This is a genomic window from Streptomyces avermitilis MA-4680 = NBRC 14893, assembly GCF_000009765.2.
Classification (GTDB): Bacteria; Actinomycetota; Actinomycetes; order Streptomycetales; family Streptomycetaceae; genus Streptomyces; species Streptomyces avermitilis.
On sequence record NC_003155.5, the window covers coordinates 2,165,948 to 2,189,659 of the forward strand.

Here is a 23,712-nt window from a genome sequence, read left to right on the forward strand (position 1 = left end):
CATGGGCGACCTCATACTGGTCCGCCACGGCGAGACCGAGTGGAGCCTGTCGGGCCGGCACACCAGCCGGACCGACCTGCCCCTCACCCACCACGGTGAGGAGCAGGCCAAGTCCCTGGCGCCCTTCTTCGCCGGGCGCTCGTTCGCCCGCGTCCTCACCAGCCCCCTCGACCGCGCGGTGCGCACGGCGGAGCTGGCCGGGCTGACCGGGGCCGTGACCGACCCCGACCTGCACGAGTGGGACTACGGCGGGTACGAGGGCATCACGACCGTCGAGATCCACCGCACCCGGCCCGACTGGGACCTGTGGACCGACGGCGTGCCGTCGGCCTCGGACGGGTCCCGCGGTGAGTCGCCGCAGGAGGTGGGAGAGCGCGCCGACCGTGTGCTGTCCCGGGTGGACGCGGCGCTCCGGGGTGACGGAGAAGACGTGGTCCTGGTGGCCCACGCCCACTTCCTGCGGGTCGTGACCGCGCGCCGCCTGGGCCTGCCTCCCGAGCAAGGGCGGCTCTTCCGGCTCGCCACCGGCACGGTCAGCCGGCTGTCCACCGAACACGGACGTCCGGTGATCGCGACGTGGAACGAGTCGGGAACTTCCCACGGGCACCACTAGTTTCTACGTTGCTGTAGAGAAAAGGTTACGGCCCGCCCACTGGGGCGGGCCGGCCCGCGACAACGAACGTATGGAGTCCTCATGGCCCTGTGGGACCGCATCAAAGAGTCCGCGTCGACGATGCAGACCCAGCTCGAGGCGAAGAAGAACGACCTGAAGAGCGGCGCCTTCCGCGATGCGAGCATGGCGATGTGCGCACTCGTGGCGGCGGCGGACGGGTCGGTGGACCCGTCCGAGCGGCAGCGTGTGGCCCAGCTGATCGCCACCAACGAGGTGTTGCAGAACTTCGACGCCGACGACCTGCGGCGCCGCTTCGACGCGAACCTGGACAAGCTGACCGCCGACTTCGCCTTCGGCAAGGTCAGCGTGCTCCAGGAGATCGCCAAGGCCAAGAAGAAGCCCGCCGAGGCGCGTGCCGTCATCCAGATCGGCATCGTCATCGGCGGCGCCGACGGCGACTTCGACAAGACCGAGCAGGCCGTCGTACGGGAGGCGTGCTTCGCCCTCGACCTGCCGCCGCACGAGTTCGACCTGTAGCGGCCGCCCAGCTCCACCCCCGGCCCCGGTCACGCACGTCTTCGCACTCGCTCCGCACCCCTGGTGCGGGCGGGCCCGTCGGCGTGGTGGCCGGGGCCGCGGTCGTCGAAGGGGAGCGCCGGTCGTCGAAGGTGAGCGCCGCGTCCACCGGTCCGCGCGGCCTCGGCAGGGGAACCCGCGGGCGAACGGCGCGTACCCGAGACGACACCCGACCGCCACACTGACGTGGACAAAACACCGCTTCCCGGCCAAGTGTTCGTAGAGGGCGACGAGAGGCGCGCATGGCGGGAAAGCCCCGCCGTGGGCACTCCGGGGCGCCGGCAGCGTGCCGGCCCCTGTCCCGTACGCATCCGTGCGAAGGAAGCGACCGATGACCGAGACCGGGCGGCACGAACAGCAGTACGAGCGGTATGAGGGTGGCAGTCCCGAGGCGGAGCGCCAGGTGTTCGAGCGGCTGGCCCGGGAGATCATGGAAGTCCAGGTCAAAAACCAGCGGGCCCAGGGCGGCGGGATCTCGCGCACCTTCCACGCCAAGGCGCCGCTGGCCGTGGAGAACGCGCGACTGCGCTTCCACGACGACCTGCCCGAGGCCCTGCGGGTCGGCTTCGCCCAGCCGGGCGCCGACTATCCGGCGACCGTGCGCCTGTCCAACGCGAGCGGCGTCCAGCAGGGTGACGGATCGCCCGACCTGCGCGGTGCGGCCGTCCGCGTACGGGTGTCGGAGGACGAGAGCCACGATCTGCTGGCGACCAGCCATCCGGTTTCGCACGCCCGCGACGCCCGGGAGTTCGTGGCCTTCGCCAAGGCGATGGCGGGTGCCCGCAGCCCCCTCCAGAAGGCCTTCGGGCTGTTCGTGAAACTCCCGCTGGCCGTGGGCCTCGGCACCGCGAACCGGATGCGGCGCAATGTGCAGGCGGCGGCCCGGCACACCGTCGACTCCCTCGCGAGCGAGACGTACTGGAGCCGCGGGGCGATCCTGTGGGGCGAGGCGGGTCCGGTGCGCTATCTGCTGCGTCCGGCCCCGGGCAGCCCGCCGCCGCTCCCCTGCGACCCGAACGACCCGGACTTCCTGCACCGCGAGCTGGCGCAGCGGCTGGCCAGGACGGACATCGCGTTCGACCTGTGCGTGCAAAGGTTCGTCGATGAACGCCGCACCCCGGTCGAGGACGCCTCGGTGGAGTGGCAGGAGGCGATCGCGCCCGCACAGCCGATCGCCCGGCTCACCATTCCGGGGCAGGACCTCGACGACGCGAAGGCGCGCACCGTCGCCCGCCGGATCGAGGACCTCGCCTTCAACCCCTGGCACACGACGGACGACTTCCGTCCGCTCGGCAACATCAACCGGGCCCGCAAGGCCGCGTACGGGGCGAGCAGCGCGCACCGGCTCGGGCTGCGGTTCAGCACCGCGGAGCCGTGGCAGAACCGGCTGCTCACGCCACCCGCGGGTGCGGCCTTCGGCCTGCTGAACCGAGTGCTGCCCTGGCACCGGCTGCCGTTGCGGCTGAGCCTGCTGAACCTGGTGTTCCTGCGGAAGGCGCTGCGCCGCTTCAACCTGATCGACACCGAGCCCCGCGAGGCTCCCCCGAAGGCCCAGCCGGTACCGGAGCCGATTCCGGAGCGGCTGCGCACCGAGCGGTCCTACGACGGCTCGTACGACGATCTGTCCGAGCCGGGGATGGGCGCCGTGGGCGCCGCCTTCGGCCGCAACGTCACGCCGGACTACCGGCCCGACCTCTTCGACACCCCGAACCCGGTGACGGTCAGCCGCCGGCTCCTGTACCGCGAGAGCTTCCAGCCCGCGACCTCGCTCAACATCCTCGCGGCCGCGTGGATCCAGTTCCAGGTGCACGACTGGGTCAACCACCGCCGCCACCGGCCCGGGGGACGCACGGTCGAGGTGCCGCTCCCGCCCGGCAGCGGCGACTGGCACAACACGCCGGGCGGGCCGCCCGAGAACGTGATGCGGTTCGCGGAGAACGAGGGCCTCGAACTGCCCGGCGACCGGCCGCCGATCCTCTTCGGCAACGTCGCCTCGCACTGGTGGGACGGCTCCGAGGTGTACGGCGAGGACGAGCAGACCGCTCGTTTCCTGCGCGAACCGGACGGCGGTGCCAGACTCCGCCTGGAGGACGGCCACTTGCCGGGCGGCACGAACGGGATCCCGCTCACCGGCTTCAGCGAGAGCTGGTGGATGGGTCTCAGCGCGATGCACACGCTCTTCGCGCGCGAGCACAACGCGGTCTGTGACGCGCTGCGCGCCGAGTACCCGTCGATGAGCGAGGAGCGGATCTACCGGACGGCACGGCTGGTGGTCTCGGCGCTCATCGCGAAGATCCACACGGTGGAGTGGACCCCGGCGATCCTCGCCACCGAGGCGATCGACATCGGGCTCCACACCAACTGGCAGGGCCCGCCGCGGAACTGGCTCAACAAGCTGGGTCTGTGGCTGTTCGAGGCGCACTCGCTGACCGGCATCCCCGGGACCCGGCCGGACCACCACGGGGTGCCGTACTCACTGACCGAGGACTTCGTCACCGTCTACCGCATGCACCCGCTGATCCCGGACGACTACGAGCTGCGCGAGCACCACTTCGGGCAGCGCCTGGAGACGGTCGGGTTCCTGGACATCCAGGGCGGCGCGGCCGAGGCGAAGATCCGCAAGACGGGCCTGGCGAACACGCTGTACTCGTTCGGCATCGCCCATCCCGGCGCGATCACCCTGCACAACTTCCCGCGTTCGCTCCAGCAGTTCGAGCGGGACGGCGAGATCATCGATCTGTCGGTGGTGGATCTCGTCCGCACCCGGCGGCGCGGCGTCCCGCGGTACAACGACTTCCGGGCGGGCCTGCACAAGAAGCGCATCCGTTCCTTCGAGGAGCTGACGCGGAACGCCGAGACGCTGGCGCGGCTCAAGGAGGTCTACCGCTCGGTCGACGAGGTCGACACCATGGTCGGCCTGCTCGCGGAGAACCCGCCGGCCGGCTTCGGCTTCAGCGACACCGCGTTCCGCATCTTCATCCTGATGGCCACGCGCCGGCTCCAGAGCGACCGCTTCCTGACGGTCGACTACCGGCCCGAGGTCTACACCCCGCTCGGCATCGACTGGGTCGAGAAGGGCGGCATGAACTCCGTGATCCTGCGGCACTGCCCGGAACTGGCGTCGCTCATGCCGCGCCGGGCGAGCGCGTTCGCGCCTTGGCGGACGGTGCAGCCGGCGGCCAACGGCGGCCCCCCTGACAACGGCGGCCCCGGTGACAACGGCTGACTCCGGCGCTAGGAGCGCACCAATGGCACGCCGCGCTCCGGGGACCAGGGATTTCGGCCGACCGGGCGGCAGTTGACAGCTTCGGTGCGGCACGCCAGAGTCCCGCGAGATGGAGATCAACGACCTGACGCCTGCCGAGCGACGTGTGTGGGAGGCCTTTCCGCGGGGCGCGTCCGTGGACTTCCGCACACCTGACGCGGACACCGAGGCCGCTGAGTGGGGACCGGAGCGGACCGTGCGAGCGAGCGTCCTGCGGGCACTGCTGCTCACGGCACCGCAGGAGGAGGGCGAGACGGCCGCGCTCAAGGTCGCGGGTGCCCGGATCACCGGCGTACTGAGTCTGATGTACGCGACGATCGGCCATGTCGTCCGGCTGAGCCACTGCCGGTTCGAGGAGGCGCCCAAGCTGCACGGCGCCCAGCTTCGTCAGCTCAATCTGCGGCAGTCGGTGCTGCCCGGCCTGGCCTCGGGGAACGTACGGATCGACGGCATCCTGCGGTTGACGGACTGCCGTGTCCACGGGCCGGTGCGGCTCGATGGCGCGCAGATATCCCGCGCGCTCTTCCTCGACGGTGCGCGGCTCTCCGCCCAGGACGACGCGCAGCCCGTGCTCCAGCTCAACCAGGCCGCCATCGGCGACGACCTGTGGGCGCCGAAGCTCCGGGTTCGGGGTGAGGTGCGGATGAACGGCATCCATGTGGCCGGGTCGGTCAACCTGGAGGACGCCGATCTGAGCGCGCACGCGGGCACCGCCCTCAGCGCCGAGACCCTCAGCGTGGGAACCGATGTGCGGGCGCGCTGCCTGCGCGCGGACGGCCGGCTCGAGCTGCGCGGCGCCCGGATCCCCGGCCGGCTCGATCTGCTGCACGCTCGTCTCTCGAACCCCGGCGGCACGGCGCTGCGGGCGAGCAGCTGCGCCATCAGGGAACTCTGGCTGCGCGACGGCGACCGGATCGAGGGCGTCCTCAATCTGCGCCGTGCGCAGATCGACCTGCTGACCCTGGCCCCGGAGATGCTGCCCGACGAGGTGTTTCTGAGCGGTCTCACCTACACCATGCTCACCCCGAACGAGCCCGCCGAGCGCCGTCTGCCGATGCTCGACCGGGACGGCGGCGGCTATCTCCCCTCCGGATACGAGCAGTTGAGCGCCGCGTACCGCAGAATCGGCGACGACAACGCGGCCCGCCTCGTCCAACTCGCCAAGCAGCGGCGCCATCGCGCCACCCTGGCCTGGTACGCGCGGATCTGGGGCCACGTCCAGGACGCCACCGTCGGCTACGGCTTCCGTCCGCTGCGTGCCGCCGGCTGGCTGCTGTCCCTGCTGGCCGTGGGCTCGATCGCGTACGGCGTGCATCCGCCCCACCCGCTCAAGGCCTCCGAGGCGCCGCCCTTCAACGCCGTCTTCTACACCCTCGACCTGCTCCTGCCGGTCATCGACTTCGGTCAGGAGCGGGCCTTCTCCCCCACCGACTGGTACCAGGGCCTGTCCTACGTCCTCATCATCACCGGCTGGATCCTGGCGACGACGATCGTCACCGGTGTGACGCGCACGGTCAGCCGTCAGTAGTACGGCTCACCGGACCGGCCGCCCCGCGTGCTGGGCGGCCAGCCGCACCGGTGCGTTCTGGGCTCCGTAACCGCGGTGGCCGGCGTCACGCTGGACGAGTTCGAAGAAGACGCGGCCGACCGTCTCCGTGTAGCAGTGCCGGAACGCGCCGCCCGCGTCACGGTCGTAGAGGATGCCGAGTTCGCGGTACGTCTCCAGCTCGCCGTCCGCGAACTCGTACCGGGCGGCCAGGTCGTCGTAGTAGTTCGCCGGAATCCGCAGCAGCCGGCCGCCCGCCGCGCGAAAGCGGCGGGCCGTGGCGACCACGTCCTCGGTGGCGAACGCGATGTGCTGGGCCCGGGCGCCGTCGTCGGTCGGTGCGGGTCCGACGCTCAGCGCGATCCGCACACTGCCGTCGGCGTTGGTGACGGCACGGCTGCGGTGCAGACCGTAGGGGTCGGCGACGTCGACGCTGTCCTGCGCGTTCAGACCGAGCACGCTGCGGTGGAACAGGGCCGCCTCGTCGAACTGGTGCCAGGGCTGGGTGAGGGCGAGATGGTCGACCCGGGTGACGCCGTGCGCGGGGGCACGGCCCGGCGCGTCCGCGTCCACTTCCAGGTCCGCGAAGTCGCCTCGCCAGTCGGGGAGTTCGGGGCGGGCGGCGCAGAAGAAGAGTTCGGTGCCGTCGGGCGCGGCGACCGCCTCCAGGGGCGCGTCCTCCAGGGCGCGGCGGCGCGGCAGCACCGGGGCGAGCAGGGCCTCGGCGCGGCGGGCCGCGGCGGCCGGGTCCGGTGACTCCAGGCCGACGGCGGCGAGCGAGGTGCCGGCGCGGCGGGCGGCGGGGCCCGTGTTGACCAGGACGCGCGCCGCACCCTGCTGCCAGAGGTCCACCGGCTTGGAGCGGTGCCGGGCGGTGCGACCGAAACCGAGCGCGCTCAGGAGCGCGGAGACCGGCTCGACGTCGGGTGTGACGAGTTCGGCGAAGGCGATCCCGGTGGGCACCACGGGCGCGGGGGGTGTGGCGAGTCCGGTCGCCTCCTGGAGGGCGAGCAGCGAGCGCTGGGCGTCCACGGCGGTGGGTCCGGCCTCGGCCTGCCGGAAGACGTCGTTGAAGACCTCGAGGGACAGCGGTCCCCGGTATCCGGCGCGCATCACATGTCCGAGGAACCCGGCGATGTCGAAGCCGCCCTGGCCGGGGAAACAGCGGTAGTGACGGCTCCACTGGAGGACGTCCATCGCCATCTGCGGGGCGTCGGCCAGTTGCAGGAAGAAGATCTTCTCGCCGGGGATGTCCTCGATGCCCTTGGGGTCCGAGCCGCGGGCGAGGATGTGGAAGCTGTCGAGGCAGGTCCCGAGCGCGGGGTGGCCGGCGGCCTCGACGATGCGCCAGGCGTGGTCGTACGTACGCACATGGCGCCCCCACGCCAGCGCCTCGTAGGCGACCCTGATCCCGAAGTCCGCGGCCAGTTCGGCCAGTCGGCGCAGCTGCCGGGCGGCGAGCGCGTCGTCGTCCTCGGCGAGCGGGGAGACGCTGGAGCAGACGAGGACGGTGTCCGCGCCCAGGCGTCGCATCAGCTCGAACTTGTGGCGCGCGCGGCGCAGATTGCGGCTGAACTCGTCCGCCGGTACGGCCTCGATGTCGCGCATCGGCTGGTAGAGGTCGATGCTCAGACCGAGGTCGGCGCAGCGGGCCCGGATCTCCTCGGGGCTGAGCGGGCTGGCGAGCAGGTCGTTCTCGAAGATCTCGACGCCGTCGAAGCCGGCCCGGGCCGCGGCCGTGAGCTTCTCGGTGAGGGACCCGCTGAGCGAGACGGTGGCGATGGACGTACGCACGGGGTGTCTCCCTTCTGTCCGGGCTTCAGTGCCGGACGGCCGCGGTGCCGGCCAGTTCGGCGATGTCGGCGAGCATGCGCATGCTGTCGGGTTCCCGCCCGGTGAAGAGCCGGAACGCGTCCACCGCCTGGAAGACGGCCATGCCGCCGCCGTCGAGCGTGGCGCAGCCGAGCGCGCGGGCGGTGCGCAGCAGTTCGGTCTCCAGGGGGCGGTAGACCACCTCGGCGACCCACAGACCGGGGTGCAGCAGCTCGGCCGGGAGCGGGATTCCGGGGTGGGCGGCCATACCGGTGGGGGTGGCGTGCACGATGCCGTCGGCGTCCGTCAGCAGCTTGGGCAGCGTGTCCGGGCTCGCCGCGGCGGCGCGGCCGTCGCCGAAGTGCCGGTTCAGTGCCACGGCGAGGGCGGCGGCCCGCTCCGGCAGCGCGTCGACGACGGTGACGTGCCCGGCGCCGAGTGTCAGCAGGGCGTGCGCCACGGCCGCGCCCGCGCCGCCCGCGCCCAGCTGTACGACCCGTTCGAGCCGGGCGTCGGGCAGTCCGCGCGCGAAGGAGGCGGCGAACCCGGTGACGTCCGTGTTGTGACCGACGGCGCGGCCGTCCTCGAAGACGACGGTGTTGACCGCGCCGAGCGCCTCGGCCTGCGGGGCGAGCGTGTCCAGGTGGCTGATGACGAGCTGCTTGCAGGGGTGCGTGATGTTGAGCCCGTCGAAACCGAGGTCCCGGGCCGCGCGTACCAGGCCGCCCACGGCTTCGGGTCCGACCCCGAGCCTGTCGATGTCGATCAGCCGGTAGTGATAGCGCAGTCCCTGCCGGCCGGCCTCGCGTTCGTGCAGGGCGGGGCTGAGCGAGGGGCCGATGCCGGAACCGATCAGGCCGACGAGATACGAGTCCTGGGTCACGGCGGTCCTCCTGGGCTGCCGCCGGACGGGTCGCCCGGACAGCTGACTAATGTACGAACTAGTACGTTAGTCATATCAGGATGTCACGCCGCCGTGAAGACATCGACCGGACCGACCCGCGCCGAGGCCCTGCTTCTACAATCTCGGCACCGGCATCTCCGTCCGAAGGAACCCGATGACCAGCGTCGACGAACCGGCACCACCGAACGGCCGCATCCGCGACGCCGCCCGCACCAGGGCCGAGATCCTCGACGTGGCGACGCAGGAGTTCGCGCGGGCCGGATACGACGGCGCCCGGGTCGACGAGATCGCCGCCCGCACCCGCACCACGAAGCGGATGATCTACTACTACTTCGGCGGCAAGGAGCAGCTCTTCACGGCCGTCCTGGAACGGGCCTACTCCGTCATCCGCCAGGCCGAGCAGGAACTCGACGTCGAACACCTGGACCCGGTCGCGGCCATCCGCAAGCTCGCCGAGGTCACCTTCGACCACCACGAAGCGCACCCCGACTTCATCCGCCTGGTCAGCATCGAGAACATCCACGGCGCCGAGCACATCGCCGCGTCCGAGGAGCTCGGCCGGATCGGCTCGCCCGCGCTGGACGTGACCGGCCGCATCCTGGAAGCCGGCCGCAGCTCGGGACTGTTCACGGCCGACGTCGACGCCGTGGACCTGCACGCGCTGATCAGTTCCTTCTGCTTCTTCCGGGTCTCGAACCGCCATACCTTCGGCGCCCTCTTCGGCCGCGACCTGGTGGCACCCGGCCGGCGCGAGCACTACCGGACCATGCTCGGCGACCTGGTCATCGCCTATCTGACGGCGGACCGCTCCGCGGACTGAGCCCCGCACCGCGGCGCCGCGCCCGGCTCCGGACCAGGACCGTGCGCCGGCCCGGAGGCGGAGAGCCCCTTCTGCGCGACCTCTTGACACCCGGGAAACGTGAGCGCACCATCCGTAGCCAACCGCTACTAACTATCCAGTGGGTTAATTAGCCGGGCACGCACCCGGCGCGGCCGACCCGTCACCCCAGGGCCCCGGCACCTCTCCCCTCCGCTCACCCGCTCCGCCCGGAGCTCCTCGAAGGAGTACGCCGTGTCCGTCCCCGCCGCCCCGCACGACGCGCCACCCGGCCAGCCGAGGAAGGCCGCGCTCGCCGCCTGGATCGGCAGCGCCCTGGAGTACTACGACTTCTTCATCTACGGCAGCGCCGCCGCGCTGATCTTCCCGAAGGTCTTCTTCGACGAGTCGGACCCCGCCGACGCGACGCTGCTCTCCCTGGCCACCTTCGGTGTCGCCTACGCCGCCCGCCCGGTCGGCGCGCTGTTCCTCGGCCACTTCGGCGACCACCTGGGCCGTAAGAAGATCATGGTCTTCACGCTGATCCTGATGGGCCTGTCGACGTTCCTCATCGGCTGTCTGCCCACCCGCGCCCAGGTCGGCGGCCTGGCCCCGGTGCTGCTCGTGCTCTGCCGTGTCCTCCAGGGCGTCTCCGCCGCCGGCGAGCAGGCCAGCGCCAACTCGATGACGCTGGAACACGCGCCACCGCACCGCCGCGGCTACTTCACCAGCTTCACCCTGAACGGCACCCAGGCGGGACAGCTTCTCGCCACCCTCGTCTTCCTCCCCGTCGCCGCGCTCCCCGAGGACCAACTGCTCTCCTGGGGCTGGCGCGTTCCGTTCTGGCTGAGCGTCGCGGTGGCCGTCGCCGGCTACGTCATCCGCCGCACCCTCCAGGAGACTCCGGCCTTCGCCCAGCAGGCCGCGGCCGACGGTGTCGCGAAGCTGCCGCTCGCCGTGCTGCTGCGCGAGCACTGGGCCGATGTGCTGCGTGTGGTCGCCGCCGCCCTCATCGCCTCCGTGAGCACGATCTTCACGGTGTGGGCGCTGGCGTACGCGACCAGCGACTCGGTCGGCCTGAGCCGCTCGTCCATGCTGTGGGTGGGCGCGCTCGCCAACCTGGTCGCCCTCGGCGCGATCCCGCTCTGGGCCGTCCTGTCCGACCGCGTCGGCCGCCGCCCGGTCTTCCTGATCGGCGCCGTCGGCAGCGCGGTGCTGATGTTCCTCTACCTGTGGGCCATCTCCACCGGCTCCTACCCTCTGGTCCTGCTGCTCGGCGTCCTCACCTTCGGTGTCGTCTACAGCGCCGCCAACGGCATCTGGCCCTCCTTCTACGGGGAGATGTTCTCCACCCGCGTCCGCCTCTCGGGCATGGCCATCGGCACGCAGATCGGTTTCGCGGTCGCCGGCTTCGCCGTCACCTTCGCCGCGCAGATCGCCGGTCCGGACGGCGACGACTGGTCCTCGGTCGCCCTCTTCGCCTCGGCCCTGTGCATTCCGCCGATCGTCGCGGCGCTCACCGCCCGCGAGACGCACAAGGTACCGACGGAACTGCTCGGCGAGCGCCCGGCGCAGGGGGCCGCGAACCGCGAGACCGTGACGGCCTGACCGACCCGCCCGGTCCGCCGGGCCTGACGATCCGTTGGGCCCGCCGGTCCACTGGGCCCGCCCGGTCCGCCCGAGTCTCCGGCGTCCGTCAGACGTCCGGAGGCTCGGACTTCGCACGGCTGGGACGCGTACGTCCGCGCGGCGAGGAACCGCACGGAAGGCGGCGCGATGGCGGCTCAACCCCGCGGAATCCCGTACGCCCGCTCCACCCGCAGGCGCAGCACGAGCCGGCGGTCGCGGACCATCGCGGCCCGGAAGTCGTCCCAGTCGGGGTGCTCGCCCAGCACGTCACGGTAGAGCCGGATCAGTTCCTCGACGGTCTCGTCGTGCGGGTCCCGCGCGACCGGCGACAGTTCGGCCACGCCCTCGACGACCGTGTACGCCCTCCGGTCGGGCCCCGTCACGTGGTACGACGCCCTCGGGTCCCGGCGCAGATTGCGGGTCTTGGCGCGGTCGTCCGTGACCGACACCCGCAGCGTCCGCTCGTCGGGGTAGTACGCGTGGGCGACGTTCGACAACTGGGGCCGTCCGTCGCGCTTGAGGGTGACCAGCACTCCGGCGAGATGGTCGGAGAGCAGCTTCAGCAGTGCGTCCTGCGTCGCGTCCTGAGTCATGTCTGGGTCAACCCGCCGGTCCCGGCACGCATTCCGCGTAGACACTGTCTACGAGTCTCTGGTAGACAGTGTCTATGAGCGATGAGGGGACCGGGCTGCGGGCTCGGCTGATCGAGGCGGGCGTCGACCTGGTGGCCAAGGAGGGCGCGAACGCGCTGTCCCTGCGGGAGATCGCCCGTCGGGCGGGGGTCTCGCACGGGGCCCCGCGCCGCTACTTCCCCACCCACCTGGCGCTGCTCTCCGCCATCGCGCGGCGCGGCTTCGCGGAGCTGGCGGAGCGGGCGACGGCGGCGGTCGGCGACGGCGGGGCGAGCCCGCGCGCACAACTGGCGTCCCTGGGACGGGTCTACCTGGACTTCGCGCTGGACAACCGGGGCATGTACGAGCTGATGTTCCGTCACGACCTGCTGGAGAGCAACCGTCTGGGGCTGCGCGACACCAGCCTGCCGCTCTTCGGTGTGCTGGTGGACCTGGTCGCAAGGGCCCGTCCCGGGGCGGACGCCCGCGCCGTCGCCGGCTCCCTGTGGGCGAACCTGCACGGGATCGCCCAGCTGTGGGGCTGGGGCAGCCTTCAACTCGCCACCGGCGCGGTCGACTTCGCACCCCTGCTGGGTACGGCCCTGGACGCGCACCTCGGGCCGGAGGACCAGTGAGCGCGCACCGGGGTCTCACTCTGACAAGCAGTGTCGTCGGCGCGGTGATCGTCGCCCTGGACGGGACCGTGCTGACCGTCGCGCAGCCCACGCTGGGGCGGGATCTGCACGCCTCGGTCGCCGAGGTGCAGTGGACGAGCACCGGGTATCTCATCGCGGTGGCGAGCCTGTTGGTGTTCGCGGGCCGCGTCGGCGACCGGTACGGGCATCAACGCGTCTTCGCCGTGGGCATGCTGGGTTTCGGCGCGGCCTCGGCCGGGATCGGGATGGCGGCGGGCATCGGCTGGGTGATCGGACTGCGCGTGGTTCAGGGGGTGTTCGGCGCGCTGCTCCAGCCGGCGACCCTCGGGATGCTGCGGGCCGCGTATCCGCCCGACCGGCTGGGGATGCCGATCGCGCTGCGGACGAGCGCCATCGGGGTGGCGGCCGCCGCCGGTCCGCTGGTGGGCGGGGCGCTGGTCACCCCGTTCGGCTGGCGGTCCGTCTTCTTCGTCAATGTCGTGCCCGCGCTGGCCATGGGCGGTCTCGCCCTGGCCGTCCGGGGGCCGGAGCGGACGCCCCCCTCCGGGCGGCGGCTCGACCTGCCCGGCGCCTGTCTCCTCGCGGTGGCCCTGGCGTGCCTCGTGCACACCCTGGTCGGGATTCCGGACGGCGGCTGGACGACGGTGTCCACGCTCGGGCTGATCGCGGCGGCCGTCGCCGGTACCGTCTTCGTCCACCACGAACGGCGCACGCCGAGCCCGCTGCTGCCGCCCGACGTGCTCGGTTCGGCGGCCGTCGGTGCGGCGCTGGGCATCCTGGTGGCCGCCTCGGCGTCGATGCTCGGCACCCTGTTCGTGAGCAGCTACTTCCTTCAGGACGTTCTCGGCCTGACTCCGCTGGAGACCGCCCTTCGGGCCCTGCCGGGACCGGTGATGATGGTGCTGGCGGCACCCGCCTCCGCCGTCCTCATGCGCCGCTACGGCCCCCGTCGGACGACCGCCTGCGCGATGACGCTCCTCGCCCTCGGCGTCCTCGTGCTGTCCCGGCTCGGCGAAGGGTCGGGGGCGCTGTCGATCGGAACCGGATTCCTGCTGCTCGGCGCGGGTTTCGGCACGGTGATGGTGGCCGCCACGGCGGTCGTCGTACGGCAGGTGGCGGCGGGCGCGGCCGGCGTGGCGGGCGGCCTCCAGCAGACCGCGATGAACGTGGGGCCGACGCTGGGGGTAGCGGCGGCGACCACGCTGATGACGTACACGCGCGTGGGCCTGGCTCCGACGCTGACGGTGCTGGCCGCGCTGGCCGCGGCGGGCGCACTGCCGGCTCTCGCGCTGCCGGGCCGCTCCGGCAGCCGGAGCGGAGCCCCCGAGGAATCACTCACGGCCTCGTGAGAGAGCATGACGTCTGGGACCGCGGCCCGGGACGGCCGCGGGAGAGACCGGAGGAGAACATGGGACACCTGCGGCAGGAGGCCGAGCCGGGCGAGGTCGGGCTCGACCCGAAGGCGCTGGCCCGCCTCGACCAGCACTTCGCACACGAGGTCGACGACGGCCGGCTGCCCGGCTTTCTCGTGTCCGTCTCCCGGCACGGGCGCGTCGCCCACCTCACGACGTACGGCCACCGGGACCGCGCGGCCGAACTCCCGGTGGAGACCGACACGTTGTGGCGGATGTACTCGATGACGAAGCCGGTCACCTCGGTCGCCGCGCTGATCCTCATGGAGGAGGGACGGTTCGGACTCGACACGCCCGTCGCCGAGTTCCTCCCGTCGTTCGCCGAGCCGCGGGTGTACGTCGACGGCGCGGGACCCGACATCCGCACCCGCCCCGCCGGGCAGCCGATCCTGATCCGCCATCTGCTGACCCACACGGCGGGCCTGACCTTCGGCTTCTACCACTGCCATCCCGTCGACGCCCGCTACCGGGAGGCGGGCATCGAGTCGTCGGTGCCACCGGGCGCGGACCTGGCCGAGGCGTGCGAGGTGTACGCGGGCCTGCCGCTCCAGTTCGAGCCGGGGACCCGGTGGAACTACTCCGTGGCCACCAATGTCCTAGGCCGGCTCATCGAAGTGGTGTCGGGCCGGCCCCTGGACGACTTCTTCGCCGACCGCGTCCTGACTCCCCTCGGCATGACGGACGCCGGCTTCTGCGTGACGCCGGAGCAGGCGTCCCGTCTCGCCGAGCTGTACGGCGAGACGGAGGACGGCGGTATCGCTCCGGTCCCCGGCCTGCCGCTGCACGGCCGGCCGCGCTTCCTCTCGGGCAGCGGCGGCCTGGTGGCCACGGCGTACGACTACCACCGGTTCATGGAGTTCCTGCGCCGTCGCGGCGAACTCGACGGCGTCCGGCTGCTCGCCCCCAGGACCGTCGCCATGATGACCGCCAACCAGCTCCCCGGTGGCGCCGACCGCCGTGCGTTCGGCACCACGGTCCACCAGGAGCCCGGCAGCGCCGGTCTCGGCTTCGGCCTCGGCGTCTCCGTCGTCGTCGACCCCGGTGTGACCCGCTCCCCGTCCGCCCTCGGCTCGTACGGCTGGAACGGGGTGGCCACCACCACGTTCTGGGTCGACCCGCACAACGACATGACGGTCCAGTTCCTCACCCAGGTACGCCCGACGGGCTCGCACCGGGTCTACCCGGAGCTGAAACGCCTCATCCACGAGTCCCTGGCGGGCTGACAGCGAGGTCAGGGACCGGACGGCGGCGAGATCTGCTGCATGAGGCTCATCAGGTCCGGGGCCACCCATTCCTCCGCGATCCTGTCGCCCTCGATGCGGTAGAGCTCGATGCTGCGGAAGCCGACCGGCCGGTGCGTCGCGGCCACGCCCTGGAAGGTGCCCTGGTGGGTGCCGCGGAAGTGGACGCGTACCGCCACCTTGTCGTGGACGCTGAACATGTCCTCGACGTCGACCTGGAGGTCAGGGAAGCCTTCGAGCATGGCCTGAGCGCCCAGCCGCCAGATCTCCCGCCCGTGCAGCGGGTCGGGTGTCCCGGGGACGTTGGCGATGAAGTTCTCCGTCAGCAGCTCGACGCACGCGTCGAGGTCGCCGCTCTGCAGCCTCTGATAAGCGGTGCGCAGCAAGGCTGCGTTCTTCTCGGTGGCGGTGGCCATCAGGTGTCCTTTTCTCGGTTCTCAGTGCAATGGGGGGAATTCAGGTGAGCGCGGGCCGGCGCAGGGCGCCGACCAGCGCGCGCGGGTCGTCGGCGTGGAAGCGGATGGTCCGTGCTTCCCCTCTGCCGCCGAGCGGGCGGGTGAAGACCAGAGGGCGGGTCAGTTCCAGGGTCACCGTGGTCTGACCGGCCACGATCAGATCGAGCACCCCCTTCTCGGACAGCGTCACGAGCCTGCCTTGCGGGTAGCAGCGGTCGACCCGGACCGAGGCGACCGCGTCCGCCGGGACGGCGAGGTCGAAGAGGGCCCCATAGCGGATCCGCAGGGAGCCGTCGGGGCGCGCCACGTGCGGCCGGGTGACGCAGGCGGCGTGCAGGCCCAGCATCATGAGGACCCCGTACACGTCGAGGACGAGCAGCACCCGGTGGACGACGGGCCACGGGATCAGGACCGCCAGCGCGACCGTCTCGATCACCGAGACGAAGATCAGTCCGTACATCATCGCCGTCTGCGGTCCGGTGTACCCGGCGACATGGTCCCCGGGGCGAACACCGTGCTTCCGGCGCGCGGCCCACCGGCCGAGGGAGGCGGCGGCACGCAGCTCGTGCACCAGTAGCCGGCGTACCCGTGCGGGGACGACGGCACGGACAGCGGCCCGCAGGGCGGCCGGTGGCTCGAGGCCCTGGGCGCGCCGGCTCGCGTACAGCGAGCGCAGCACCCATGCCTCCAGCATGAGCACCGCGAGCGCCACGGCCTCGGCGGCCGCAGTCGCCCACACCGGCGGCCGTACCCCGGCCGCCAGGCACACCGCCAACGCGAGCTCCCCCGGTATGACGGCGCCGGCCGCGATCCGCGCCGCCCGCATCCCGCGTACCTCCCCGGTCCCGCTCATCCCCGGCTCCTGCGCATGAAAGCCTCCATGACCCTGCGTACGACTTCCGCCTGCGCGGGGGCGTACTCCGCGAGCAGCGCCTCCTGGAACCCGGCCACGACCTGTCCCTCGGCGGAGATCGCGGCGAACACCTCGTCGGGGACGGCCGCCACCAGCTCGGCTGCCAGCGCCGGGATCCGCGGATCGTCCGTCGGGGCTTCGGCGAGTGCGTCGAGGCGTTCGTAGAGCGCGAGCAGCGCCGGGTCGGCCGCCAACGGTCCGAGCGCGGCGTACAGTTCCTGGCCGCCGGAGCCCGCGGCGTCGAGCAGCGTCAGGTGCTCGCGGTCCTTCGCGGCGGCGGGCGAGGCCGGGTGCGGCGTCTTTGCGAGGAGCGCGGCGAGCGCGGGGGACAGGGGTTCGGTGTCCCGCGGCTCGGCGGCCAGCAGCACCGCGAGCCGCCGCCGGCGCTCCCCGATCTCGGCCTCCTGCCGGGCGAGGTCGGCGTCCAGTTCCTCCAGTACGTCGGCCAGGTCGCGCCCCGCGTCGTCCGCGAGGACGTCCCGCACCTCGTCGAGGCTGAGCCCGAGCTCGGTCAGCCGGCGTACGCGGGCCAGCAGGACGGCGTCGCGGACGCTGTAGGCCCGGTATCCGTTGGGGCGCCGCTCCGGTTCCGGGAGCAGCCCGACATGGTGGTAGTGCCGGATCGCCCGGGTCGTGACCCCGACGAGCGCGGCGATCTCTCCGATCCGCATGACTTCAGTAGAAACCTTGCCGCCGCGTCAAGGTCAAGCGTGTGCGCGGCGCCGCGGCGCCGGCTCGGCGACGGCGCCGCGCGGTTCCTGCGGTGGGGGCGGCGACGCGCCGCCCCCACCGCCTTCACCCATCGGTCCGAAGCGCGAAGTCGATCCCCTCCCGCCGCAGCTCCCCCAGCCACTCCTCCGACCGCTGCGCCGTCTCCGCCGCGCGGTTCAAGCCGGCCGGCAGGTCGCCGTCGAGTACGTGGCGCACCCCCAGCCCCAGTGTGCGGGAGACGCAGCGGGCCATCGCGCTCTCCTCCGGGGTGCCTTCGAGGTCCAGCAGGTAGCGGCCCGACCAGGTCGCCCCCGTGCCGCTCCGCACCTCCAGGGACACGGCGAGAACCACGCGGTCGCGGTCCTCCTCCGTCGTCGGGTACGTCGTGGCCAGCTCCGCCGCGAGCGCCGCGATGCGCTCGTCGTCACCCGCTTTCAGTTCCTCGAAGACCGCGCCCCAGGCCCGCAGCCAGCCGTCGAGCCGGAGGGTGCCGCGGACGAACGTCTGCGGTTTCCAGGCGGCCGGCAGGCCGTACTGGCCGATGAAGGGAACACTGTCCCGGTTGGGGTAGACCTCGAAGGTCTCGCCGTCGACGACATGGGGCCGCGTCGCCTCCCACGGCCGGTCCGTCGTCGTCTCGGCCCCGTGGTCGAGGTAACGCGCGGGTGAGCGCAGGGCGTTGAGCACTCCCGCGGGTGCCCAGCTGAAGCGGTACTTGAAGTCGTTGGGGACCGCCGGGACGCCGCCGCAGTACGACGTCAGACTCACCTCCGCCGCCGTTTCGGATCCGATCGCCTCCTGGGCCCGTGCGATCAGACTGTGGGCGAACAGGTGGTCGATGCCGGGGTCGAGCCCGGCCTCGGTGAGCACGACGACGCCTGCCGCGGCGGCCGCCGGGACCTGGTCGAGCACCGCGTCCGACACATAGCTGGAGCAGGCGAAGTGAGCCCGGCCCTGGACGCAGAGGGCGAGCAGCGGGGCGTGTTCCGGGGCGGGCAGCATGGAGACCACCACGTCTCCGGGTGCGAGCTCGGCCGCCAGCGCGGGGAGCGTGTACGCGCGGGGCTCGGCGCGCCCGGCGAGCCCCAGGTGGTCGAGAGCCTGTGCCGCGCGCTCCTCGGTGCGATGCCACAGCCGTACGCGGTCGGCGGCGACGCACACGGCCGCGAGGCCGCTGCCCGTGGACAGGCCCGCGCCGATCCAGTGGACGGTACCGCTCGCGGGAACCGGGTCAGACATCGCGGACCTCCGTGTCGTCGGTGCCGAGTTCGATGCCGAGTTCACGGCAGGCCTCGTGGAAGCGGTCCAGGCACCGTCCCCACGGTCCGCCGGACCGTACCCCGGGTCCGCCGGACCGTCCCCGGGATTCAGCGGTGCCGAAGTCGAGCAGCGACGGCAGCAGTGCCGCCGAGAAGTCCGTGCTCGCCTCCCGGGGCAGCAGGGACGGCAGGTTGTCGATCGCGATGAGGTCGAGCGGCGGCGCCTCGCGGAGGCGGCGGACGGGGTGCGCCCAGTCGGTGGTCGTGTCGTAGACCGGCAGGACGTTCAGGGGCGATCCGACGTCGACGGTGACGTCCGCGAGCGTCCGCAGCCGACGGCCCGGCTCGTCCAGGTCCTTGTCCGTGAGGAACGGCGGGATCGGCCGGGTGGTGAGCACGGTGTTGACCAGCAACTCGTGCTCCAGGAGAACCGGTCGGTCGAGATCGCGCGTCTCGGCCAGGTCCCAGCAGGTGGGTTCGACGCCGGCCTCGCCGAGGGCCACGCGGGCGCCCCGGCCGCTGCGGCCCAGGGCCCCGATGACCAGCGCCGTCAACTCACCCTCGGAGGAGCGGAGTTCCGCCTCCAGCTCCTCCTTCGACGTCGGCCGCAGCGGGGTGCCGAGGCCGCCCCGGTGGTGGAGCACGGCGAGCGCCGCCCCCAGGTATCCGGCCCAGTAGCCGAACGCGGCCAGCCGGCGTCCGTCGTCGTCCACCAGGTACTCGAGGTCGAACAGGGCCCCGCCGCCGGCCGCGAACCTGCGCAGCAGCGCCTCGGCTCCGGGCTGCCGCTTGTACGCGTGCCCGAAGAAGACATGCCGGTGAACCAGTTCGGCGGGCTCGTCCGGGAGTTCCTTGAGGCCGACGATCACGGCGTCCGGTGGCGCCGACACCCATGAGCCCGCCTCGGCGATCTCGCAGCCCACCGCCTCGTACGCCTCGGTCGGAAAGATCCGCTGCGGTGAGTCCTCCACGGTCAGCCGCACCCCGCTCTCGACGAGCCGTCGGGCGTCGGACGGTACGACGGGCGTGCGCCGCTCGGTCGTACGGGACTCGTGGCGCAGCCACAAGTGGAGCTGGGTCATACGCGGTTGACCTCCGGACGCGGCGCGTCGGCGGCGAACCGCTCGACGCTCAGGGGGCTGATGTCGACGAACGGTACGCGGTCGAGGTACAGATCACGGATCACCTCGCCGACCGCGGGTCCCTGGAGGAAGCCATGCCCGGAGAAGCCGGTCGCGTACAGGAAACGGGAGCAGGAACCCGCCTCGCCGATCAGCGCGTTGTGGTCCGGTGTGATCTCGTACAGGCCCGCCCAGCCGCCGGTGCGGCGCAGGTCGAGCAGGGGGGGCGCGCGGCGTTCCATCGCCTCGCACAGCCGGGGGATCCAGCGGTCGTGGGTCTCGGTCGAGAAGCCGGTGGTCTCGTCGGGGTCGGACATGCCGACGAGGAGACCCGGGCCTTCGGTGTGGAAGTAGAGGCTGCTGGTGAAGTCGATGGTCATGGGCAGCCCGGGCGGCAGACCGGTGACCGGCTCCGTGACGGCGATCTGGCGGCGCAGCGGCCGCACCGGCAGGTCCACCCCGACCATGGCGCCGACGGCCTTCGACCAGGCGCCGGCCGCGCAGATCACCGTGCCGGTCCCGATGCGTCCGCGCCGGGTGAGTACGGCCGTGATGTCGTCGCCGCGGGTCTCGATGCCGGTGACCTCGCAATGCCGCAGCACCTTCGCGCCGTGGCGGCGGGCGGCGGCCGCGTAGCCGTGGACCACCGACTCGGGCGTGCAGTGCCCGTCGTCCGGTGAGAAGGCGGCGGCCAGCAGCCCGTCGGTGGTGATGAGCGGCGAGAGGCGGCGCGCCTCGGCCGGTTCGAGCATGCGGCTCGGCACACCCAGGGAGTTCTGGAGCCGGACCCCCGTCTCGAACGCGGCGACCTCCTCCGGAGTGGACAGCAGGAACAGATAGCCGACCCGGTGCAGCCCGATGTCCTGCCCCGGTTCCTCCCCAAACCGGCCGAACGCCTCCAGGCTCCGGGCGCCGAGCCGGATGTTGAGCTCGTCGGAGAACTGCGCCCGTACGCCGCCCGCGGCCCGCGAGGTCGAACCGGAGGCGAGTTCGTCGCGCTCCACCAGGACGACGTCGCGTACGCCCGCGCGGGCCAGGTGGTAGGCGATGCTCGTGCCCATCACCCCGCCGCCGATGACGACCACGTCGGCGTGTGTGTTCATGGGTGCTCCCGTGGTCCGCGGGCCGCGGCGATCACGGCCCAGGCCGCCGCCGCGTCCTGGATGCCGAGTCCGACGCTGTTGTAGAAGACGATGTCGCCGGGGCTCGTCCGCGCGGTGTGCCGGCCGGTGACCACGGCGCCGAGCGGGATCAGGTCGTCCGGGGCGAGCCGCCGCTCCCGCAGCGCGTCCACCACCGGTCCCGCGTGGTCGGCCGCGGTCCCCGGATCGTCGACGACCACCGCCGCGGCCCGCCGCAGCACCTCGGCGTCGACCTCGCTGCGGGTCGGCTCGAAGGAACCCACGCTCACCACCGTGCACCCCGGCGCGAGCCACTCGCCGCGTACGACCGGCGTCCTGCTCAGTGTGCAGGCGGCGACCATGGGCACTTGGGCCACGGCTTCCTCGGCGGTGTCGACACCCTTGGCGGCGACACCGAGTTCGGCGGCGAGCCGCTGGGCCGCCTGCTCGCGGCGGCCGGGGTTCGGGCTCCAGACGCGTACGGACCTGAGGTCCCGCACCCGGGCGACGGCCCGCGCATGGGCGAGTGCCTGGGTGCCGGAGCCGAGAAGGCCCAGCTCGGAGGCGTCGGCGGTGGCCAGCGCGTCGAAGGCGACGGCGCTCGCGGCGGCGGTCCGCAGTGTGGTGACCGCCGTACCGTCCATGACGGCCACGAGCCGGCCGGTCACCGGGTCGAGCGCGTTGATCACCGCGTGGACGCTGGCCAGACCTGCGGCCGGGTTCCCGGGATTGACGCTGCCGAACTTGGCGACGGTCCCGGTGTCCGCGGACAGCCGCGAGACGTACGCGAAGACGACACTGTCGTCGAACCGGCTGGGGTACATGATCTTGCCGGGGAGCTCGGCGGTGCCGTCGCCGAGCGCGGTGAACGCGGCGCGCTGCGAGGCGATCGCCGCGTCGGTGTCCAGCAGTTCCGTCACGCGGCGCGAGGAGAGGTAGAGGACGTCGTCGTCGGTCATACCTTGCTCCTATCCGCTGTCCCGGCCGGCGTACCACGCCCGGCGCGTCCGGGTGCCGCACACCACGGCCACCGTGCGAGACCTTCTCGCCACGGACGACGGCGAAACCCGAAAGCCGCCCCGGGACACGGGACGGCCGGCCTCGTCGCCGCGGAAGTGGCCGCGGAAGGCATCGCCGCCGGCGGCCGGCGCCGGGGTGGGACCGGCCGGCCGGCCGCGCGGCCGTCGCGTGGAGCGGGCCGGCTCAGGAGGAGCGGGCCACGGCGTCCAGGTGCGGCAGGATGTGGTCGAGCCGCTCCCGCTTGGTGCGCAGATAGGTGATGTTCTCCTCGCACGGCGGTATCAGCAGCGGAACCTGTTCGACGACGTTGATGCCGTGCTGGAGCAGCGACTCCAGTTTGCGCGGGTTGTTGGAGAGCAGGCGTACGGACCTCACCCCGAGGTCGTGCAGGATCTTCGCCGCCACCCCGTAGTCACGGGCGTCCACCGGGAGGCCGAGGGCGAGGTTCGCCTCCACGGTGTCCAGCCCCTCCGCCTGGAGCTTCATCGCGCGCAGCTTGGCGAGCAGGCCGATCCCCCGGCCCTCGTGGCCGCGGAGGTAGACGAGGATGCCGCGCCCCGCGGCGACGATCTCCCGCAGGGCGGTGGTGAGTTGGGGGCCGCACTCGCAGTGCCTGGACCCGAAGGCGTCCCCTGTCAGGCATTCCGAATGGAGCCGGGTGAGCACCCCCTCCTCCCCGGCGCCACGCACACCGCCGAGGCCCCCGATGTCACCGATCTCGCCGTACACCAGGGCCACTTGCTCCTCTCCGCGATCGTGGTCGAGGTAACCGACGGCATGGAAATCGCCGTACACGGTGGGCAGGGGGGCATTCACGACTCGTTCGACACCTGAGAGATGCGCAGTCCCGCCGAGTACGCCAAAGTTTTCTGTCATGATCTGGTTCCTAAGCAGAGTCGAAAGGCCGTGAAACATGAGTAGTTCAGGATCGCAGTCGACGGTATCCGGTCTGTTGCCGCAGGACACCACGGAGGATGTCCGGGAACGCGGGTCCGGGGCCGTCCGGCAGGTCGCCGTGCTTCCTGTCGGCAGCTTCGAACAGCACGGTGCGTTCCTTCCGCTGGCCACCGACACGCTGGTCGCCTGTGCCATCGCGCGGGAAGTCGCCGCCGCGTATCCGGTCCATCTCCTTCCTCCGGTGACGATCTCCTGCTCGCACGAGCACGCGGCCTGGCCGGGAACCGTCAGCATCTCCTCCGTCACGCTCCACGCGGTGGTCCGGGACATCGCGGACTCGCTCCGCCGTTCGGGGGTCGAGACCCTGGTTCTGGTCAACGCGCACGGCGGAAATTACGTACTGGGCAATGTAGTTCAGGAATCCGCCGGCAGCGGTACCCGTATGGCGCTTTTCCCGGCCCCGGAGGACTGGGATGCGGCCAGGGAACGGGCGGGTGTACAGACCTCGCTGCTCAGTGATATGCACGCCGGGGAAATTGAGACCTCCATTCTCTTGCACACCCATCCGGAATTGGTCCGGCCCGGATACGAGACCACCGATTTCCTCGTCGACGATCGGCGGCATCTGCTCACCCTCGGTATGTCGGCCTATACGGAGTCGGGCGTCATCGGGCGCCCCTCGCTCGCTTCCGCGGAGAAGGGGAAGCAACTGCTGGCGGGGCTCGTCGATTCCTTCGAACCGTATTTCTCCTTGGTCACCTCGGAATCGGCCACCGTGACCCCCGGAACGGCGGCGGCGGACCGGCACCGTTCGTGACGCCGTGTCAGGAGCACCTCCGGCCGTGACGGGGGTGAGCGGGGGTAGGAGGCGTGCGGTGCGGGGGCACGGAGCGCGTGGGGGGTGCGCTCCGGGGTCGAGCCGGCGTCGGGCACAAGGTGCCGCGGCCGTCCGGTGGGCGCCGCCGTTTCGCCTTCGGCGTGCGCCGCGTCCACCGCTTCGTCCGCCACGTCCACCGCTTCGTCCGGCCGTTCGGCGGTGGCCGGGCTCTCGTGCCGCCGGTGCTTCAGGGCGGCGTACCAGCGGACGACGAGTACGCAGATGCCGGGCAGGCTCGCGACGAAGCTGAGGACGC

21 protein-coding genes are annotated in these 23,712 nt (G+C 72.1%); 10 read left to right on the top strand and 11 right to left on the bottom strand.

What is annotated here, in order from left to right; translation table 11 throughout:
- Position 1 precedes the first annotated feature (1 nt).
- The 4 genes from SAVERM_RS09355 to SAVERM_RS09370 all read left to right on the top strand — a co-directional run bounded on the left by SAVERM_RS09355 (position 2) and on the right by SAVERM_RS09370 (position 5,982).
- Positions 2–613, top strand: coding sequence for a histidine phosphatase family protein (locus SAVERM_RS09355; RefSeq protein ID WP_010983211.1), 612 nt, complete (start codon positions 2–4; stop codon positions 611–613).
- Between the two features lie 81 nt (positions 614–694).
- Entirely contained in the window at positions 695–1,150 is a 456-nt protein-coding gene (locus SAVERM_RS09360) for a tellurite resistance TerB family protein (RefSeq protein ID WP_010983212.1), read from the top strand.
- Positions 1,151–1,520: 370 nt separating this feature from the next.
- The gene (locus SAVERM_RS09365; protein WP_010983213.1) at positions 1,521–4,415 is read left to right on the top strand and encodes a peroxidase family protein; all 2,895 of its coding nucleotides are present in this window, start codon (positions 1,521–1,523) and stop codon (positions 4,413–4,415) included.
- 109 nt (positions 4,416–4,524) lie between these two features.
- Entirely contained in the window at positions 4,525–5,982 is a 1,458-nt protein-coding gene (locus tag SAVERM_RS09370; protein WP_010983214.1) for a hypothetical protein, read from the top strand.
- Positions 5,983–5,988: 6 nt separating this feature from the next.
- Here SAVERM_RS09370 and SAVERM_RS09375 read toward each other — a convergent pair whose 3' ends face one another.
- Together SAVERM_RS09375 and SAVERM_RS09380 are read right to left on the bottom strand one after the other, a co-directional pair.
- Entirely contained in the window at positions 5,989–7,794 is a 1,806-nt protein-coding gene (locus SAVERM_RS09375) for a bifunctional sugar phosphate isomerase/epimerase/4-hydroxyphenylpyruvate dioxygenase family protein (protein ID WP_010983215.1), read from the bottom strand.
- A 25-nt stretch (positions 7,795–7,819) separates the two neighbouring features.
- Positions 7,820–8,695, bottom strand: coding sequence for a shikimate dehydrogenase (locus SAVERM_RS09380; protein WP_010983216.1), 876 nt, complete (start codon positions 8,693–8,695; stop codon positions 7,820–7,822).
- A gap of 175 nt (positions 8,696–8,870) precedes the next feature.
- Here SAVERM_RS09380 and SAVERM_RS09385 point away from each other — a divergent pair, with 175 nt between their 5' ends.
- Together SAVERM_RS09385 and SAVERM_RS09390 are read left to right on the top strand one after the other, a co-directional pair.
- On the top strand, positions 8,871–9,536 hold the full coding sequence (locus SAVERM_RS09385; RefSeq protein WP_010983217.1) for a TetR/AcrR family transcriptional regulator: 666 nt from the start codon (positions 8,871–8,873) through the stop codon (positions 9,534–9,536).
- A gap of 252 nt (positions 9,537–9,788) precedes the next feature.
- Complete coding sequence (locus tag SAVERM_RS09390) at positions 9,789–11,141, top strand: MFS transporter (protein ID WP_010983218.1); 1,353 nt, start codon at positions 9,789–9,791, stop codon at positions 11,139–11,141.
- A 176-nt stretch (positions 11,142–11,317) separates the two neighbouring features.
- On the opposite strand, the gene SAVERM_RS09395 is transcribed toward SAVERM_RS09390, so the two are convergent.
- The gene (locus SAVERM_RS09395) at positions 11,318–11,755 is read right to left on the bottom strand and encodes a TIGR03618 family F420-dependent PPOX class oxidoreductase (RefSeq protein WP_010983219.1); all 438 of its coding nucleotides are present in this window, start codon (positions 11,753–11,755) and stop codon (positions 11,318–11,320) included.
- A 74-nt stretch (positions 11,756–11,829) separates the two neighbouring features.
- Here SAVERM_RS09395 and SAVERM_RS09400 point away from each other — a divergent pair, with 74 nt between their 5' ends.
- Genes SAVERM_RS09400 through SAVERM_RS09410 form a run of 3 tightly spaced genes read left to right on the top strand, consistent with a single transcriptional unit; the run spans position 11,830 to position 15,064 of the window.
- Positions 11,830–12,408, top strand: coding sequence for a TetR/AcrR family transcriptional regulator (locus tag SAVERM_RS09400; protein ID WP_037647403.1), 579 nt, complete (start codon positions 11,830–11,832; stop codon positions 12,406–12,408).
- Positions 12,405–13,778, top strand: a complete 1,374-nt coding sequence (locus SAVERM_RS09405) for an MFS transporter (protein WP_010983221.1) — start codon at positions 12,405–12,407, stop codon at positions 13,776–13,778. Before SAVERM_RS09400 ends, SAVERM_RS09405 begins: the two co-directional genes overlap by 4 nt.
- 59 nt (positions 13,779–13,837) lie before the next feature.
- Positions 13,838–15,064 (top strand): serine hydrolase domain-containing protein, encoded by a 1,227-nt coding sequence (locus SAVERM_RS09410; RefSeq protein WP_010983222.1) that lies wholly within the window; start codon positions 13,838–13,840, stop codon positions 15,062–15,064.
- A gap of 8 nt (positions 15,065–15,072) precedes the next feature.
- Here the strand turns inward: SAVERM_RS09410 and SAVERM_RS09415 are convergent, their stop codons facing one another.
- The 8 genes from SAVERM_RS09415 to ribA form a co-directional block, all read right to left on the bottom strand.
- On the bottom strand, positions 15,073–15,498 hold the full coding sequence (locus tag SAVERM_RS09415) for an ester cyclase (protein ID WP_010983223.1): 426 nt from the start codon (positions 15,496–15,498) through the stop codon (positions 15,073–15,075).
- Between the two features lie 40 nt (positions 15,499–15,538).
- Positions 15,539–16,390, bottom strand: coding sequence for a hypothetical protein (locus SAVERM_RS09420; protein ID WP_010983224.1), 852 nt, complete (start codon positions 16,388–16,390; stop codon positions 15,539–15,541).
- On the bottom strand, positions 16,387–17,121 hold the full coding sequence (locus tag SAVERM_RS09425) for a MerR family transcriptional regulator (RefSeq protein WP_010983225.1): 735 nt from the start codon (positions 17,119–17,121) through the stop codon (positions 16,387–16,389). Before SAVERM_RS09425 ends, SAVERM_RS09420 begins: the two co-directional genes overlap by 4 nt.
- A gap of 124 nt (positions 17,122–17,245) precedes the next feature.
- Positions 17,246–18,400, bottom strand: coding sequence for a saccharopine dehydrogenase family protein (locus tag SAVERM_RS09430; protein WP_010983226.1), 1,155 nt, complete (start codon positions 18,398–18,400; stop codon positions 17,246–17,248).
- Positions 18,393–19,502: a saccharopine dehydrogenase gene (locus SAVERM_RS09435; protein ID WP_010983227.1), complete on the bottom strand. Its 1,110-nt coding sequence runs from the start codon at positions 19,500–19,502 to the stop codon at positions 18,393–18,395. The genes SAVERM_RS09430 and SAVERM_RS09435 overlap by 8 nt, the downstream gene beginning before the upstream one ends.
- Positions 19,499–20,644 carry an NAD(P)/FAD-dependent oxidoreductase gene (locus tag SAVERM_RS09440; RefSeq protein ID WP_010983228.1) on the bottom strand — a complete coding sequence of 382 codons (1,146 nt, stop codon included), beginning with the start codon at positions 20,642–20,644 and terminating at the stop codon, positions 19,499–19,501. Before SAVERM_RS09440 ends, SAVERM_RS09435 begins: the two co-directional genes overlap by 4 nt.
- Positions 20,641–21,621 carry an ornithine cyclodeaminase family protein gene (locus tag SAVERM_RS09445; protein ID WP_010983229.1) on the bottom strand — a complete coding sequence of 327 codons (981 nt, stop codon included), beginning with the start codon at positions 21,619–21,621 and terminating at the stop codon, positions 20,641–20,643. Before SAVERM_RS09445 ends, SAVERM_RS09440 begins: the two co-directional genes overlap by 4 nt.
- A gap of 244 nt (positions 21,622–21,865) precedes the next feature.
- Positions 21,866–22,558 (bottom strand): GTP cyclohydrolase II, encoded by a 693-nt coding sequence (gene ribA / locus SAVERM_RS09450; protein WP_010983230.1) that lies wholly within the window; start codon positions 22,556–22,558, stop codon positions 21,866–21,868.
- A 37-nt stretch (positions 22,559–22,595) separates the two neighbouring features.
- Between ribA and SAVERM_RS39890 the strand changes: the two genes are divergently transcribed.
- Complete coding sequence (locus SAVERM_RS39890; protein WP_010983231.1) at positions 22,596–23,396, top strand: creatininase family protein; 801 nt, start codon at positions 22,596–22,598, stop codon at positions 23,394–23,396.
- Positions 23,397–23,712: the final 316 nt, after the last annotated feature.

What these genes read in the sequence shown, in the direction of transcription:
- SAVERM_RS09355 (WP_010983211.1), top strand. Translation starts at nt 2, where the DNA reads ATGGGCGACCTCATACTGGTCCGCCACGGCGAGACCGAGTGGAGCCTG.
- SAVERM_RS09360 (WP_010983212.1), top strand. Translation starts at nt 695, where the DNA reads ATGGCCCTGTGGGACCGCATCAAAGAGTCCGCGTCGACGATGCAGACC.
- SAVERM_RS09365 (WP_010983213.1), top strand. Translation starts at nt 1,521, where the DNA reads ATGACCGAGACCGGGCGGCACGAACAGCAGTACGAGCGGTATGAGGGT.
- SAVERM_RS09370 (WP_010983214.1), top strand. Translation starts at nt 4,525, where the DNA reads ATGGAGATCAACGACCTGACGCCTGCCGAGCGACGTGTGTGGGAGGCC.
- SAVERM_RS09385 (WP_010983217.1), top strand. Translation starts at nt 8,871, where the DNA reads ATGACCAGCGTCGACGAACCGGCACCACCGAACGGCCGCATCCGCGAC.
- SAVERM_RS09395 (WP_010983219.1), bottom strand. Translation starts at nt 11,755, where the DNA reads ATGACTCAGGACGCGACGCAGGACGCACTGCTGAAGCTGCTCTCCGAC.
- SAVERM_RS09400 (WP_037647403.1), top strand. Translation starts at nt 11,830, where the DNA reads ATGAGCGATGAGGGGACCGGGCTGCGGGCTCGGCTGATCGAGGCGGGC.
- SAVERM_RS09410 (WP_010983222.1), top strand. Translation starts at nt 13,838, where the DNA reads ATGGGACACCTGCGGCAGGAGGCCGAGCCGGGCGAGGTCGGGCTCGAC.
- SAVERM_RS09415 (WP_010983223.1), bottom strand. Translation starts at nt 15,498, where the DNA reads ATGGCCACCGCCACCGAGAAGAACGCAGCCTTGCTGCGCACCGCTTAT.
- SAVERM_RS09420 (WP_010983224.1), bottom strand. Translation starts at nt 16,390, where the DNA reads ATGAGCGGGACCGGGGAGGTACGCGGGATGCGGGCGGCGCGGATCGCG.
- SAVERM_RS09425 (WP_010983225.1), bottom strand. Translation starts at nt 17,121, where the DNA reads ATGCGGATCGGAGAGATCGCCGCGCTCGTCGGGGTCACGACCCGGGCG.
- SAVERM_RS09430 (WP_010983226.1), bottom strand. Translation starts at nt 18,400, where the DNA reads ATGTCTGACCCGGTTCCCGCGAGCGGTACCGTCCACTGGATCGGCGCG.
- SAVERM_RS09435 (WP_010983227.1), bottom strand. Translation starts at nt 19,502, where the DNA reads ATGACCCAGCTCCACTTGTGGCTGCGCCACGAGTCCCGTACGACCGAG.
- SAVERM_RS09440 (WP_010983228.1), bottom strand. Translation starts at nt 20,644, where the DNA reads ATGAACACACACGCCGACGTGGTCGTCATCGGCGGCGGGGTGATGGGC.
- SAVERM_RS09445 (WP_010983229.1), bottom strand. Translation starts at nt 21,621, where the DNA reads ATGACCGACGACGACGTCCTCTACCTCTCCTCGCGCCGCGTGACGGAA.
- ribA (WP_010983230.1), bottom strand. Translation starts at nt 22,558, where the DNA reads ATGACAGAAAACTTTGGCGTACTCGGCGGGACTGCGCATCTCTCAGGT.
- SAVERM_RS39890 (WP_010983231.1), top strand. Translation starts at nt 22,596, where the DNA reads ATGAGTAGTTCAGGATCGCAGTCGACGGTATCCGGTCTGTTGCCGCAG.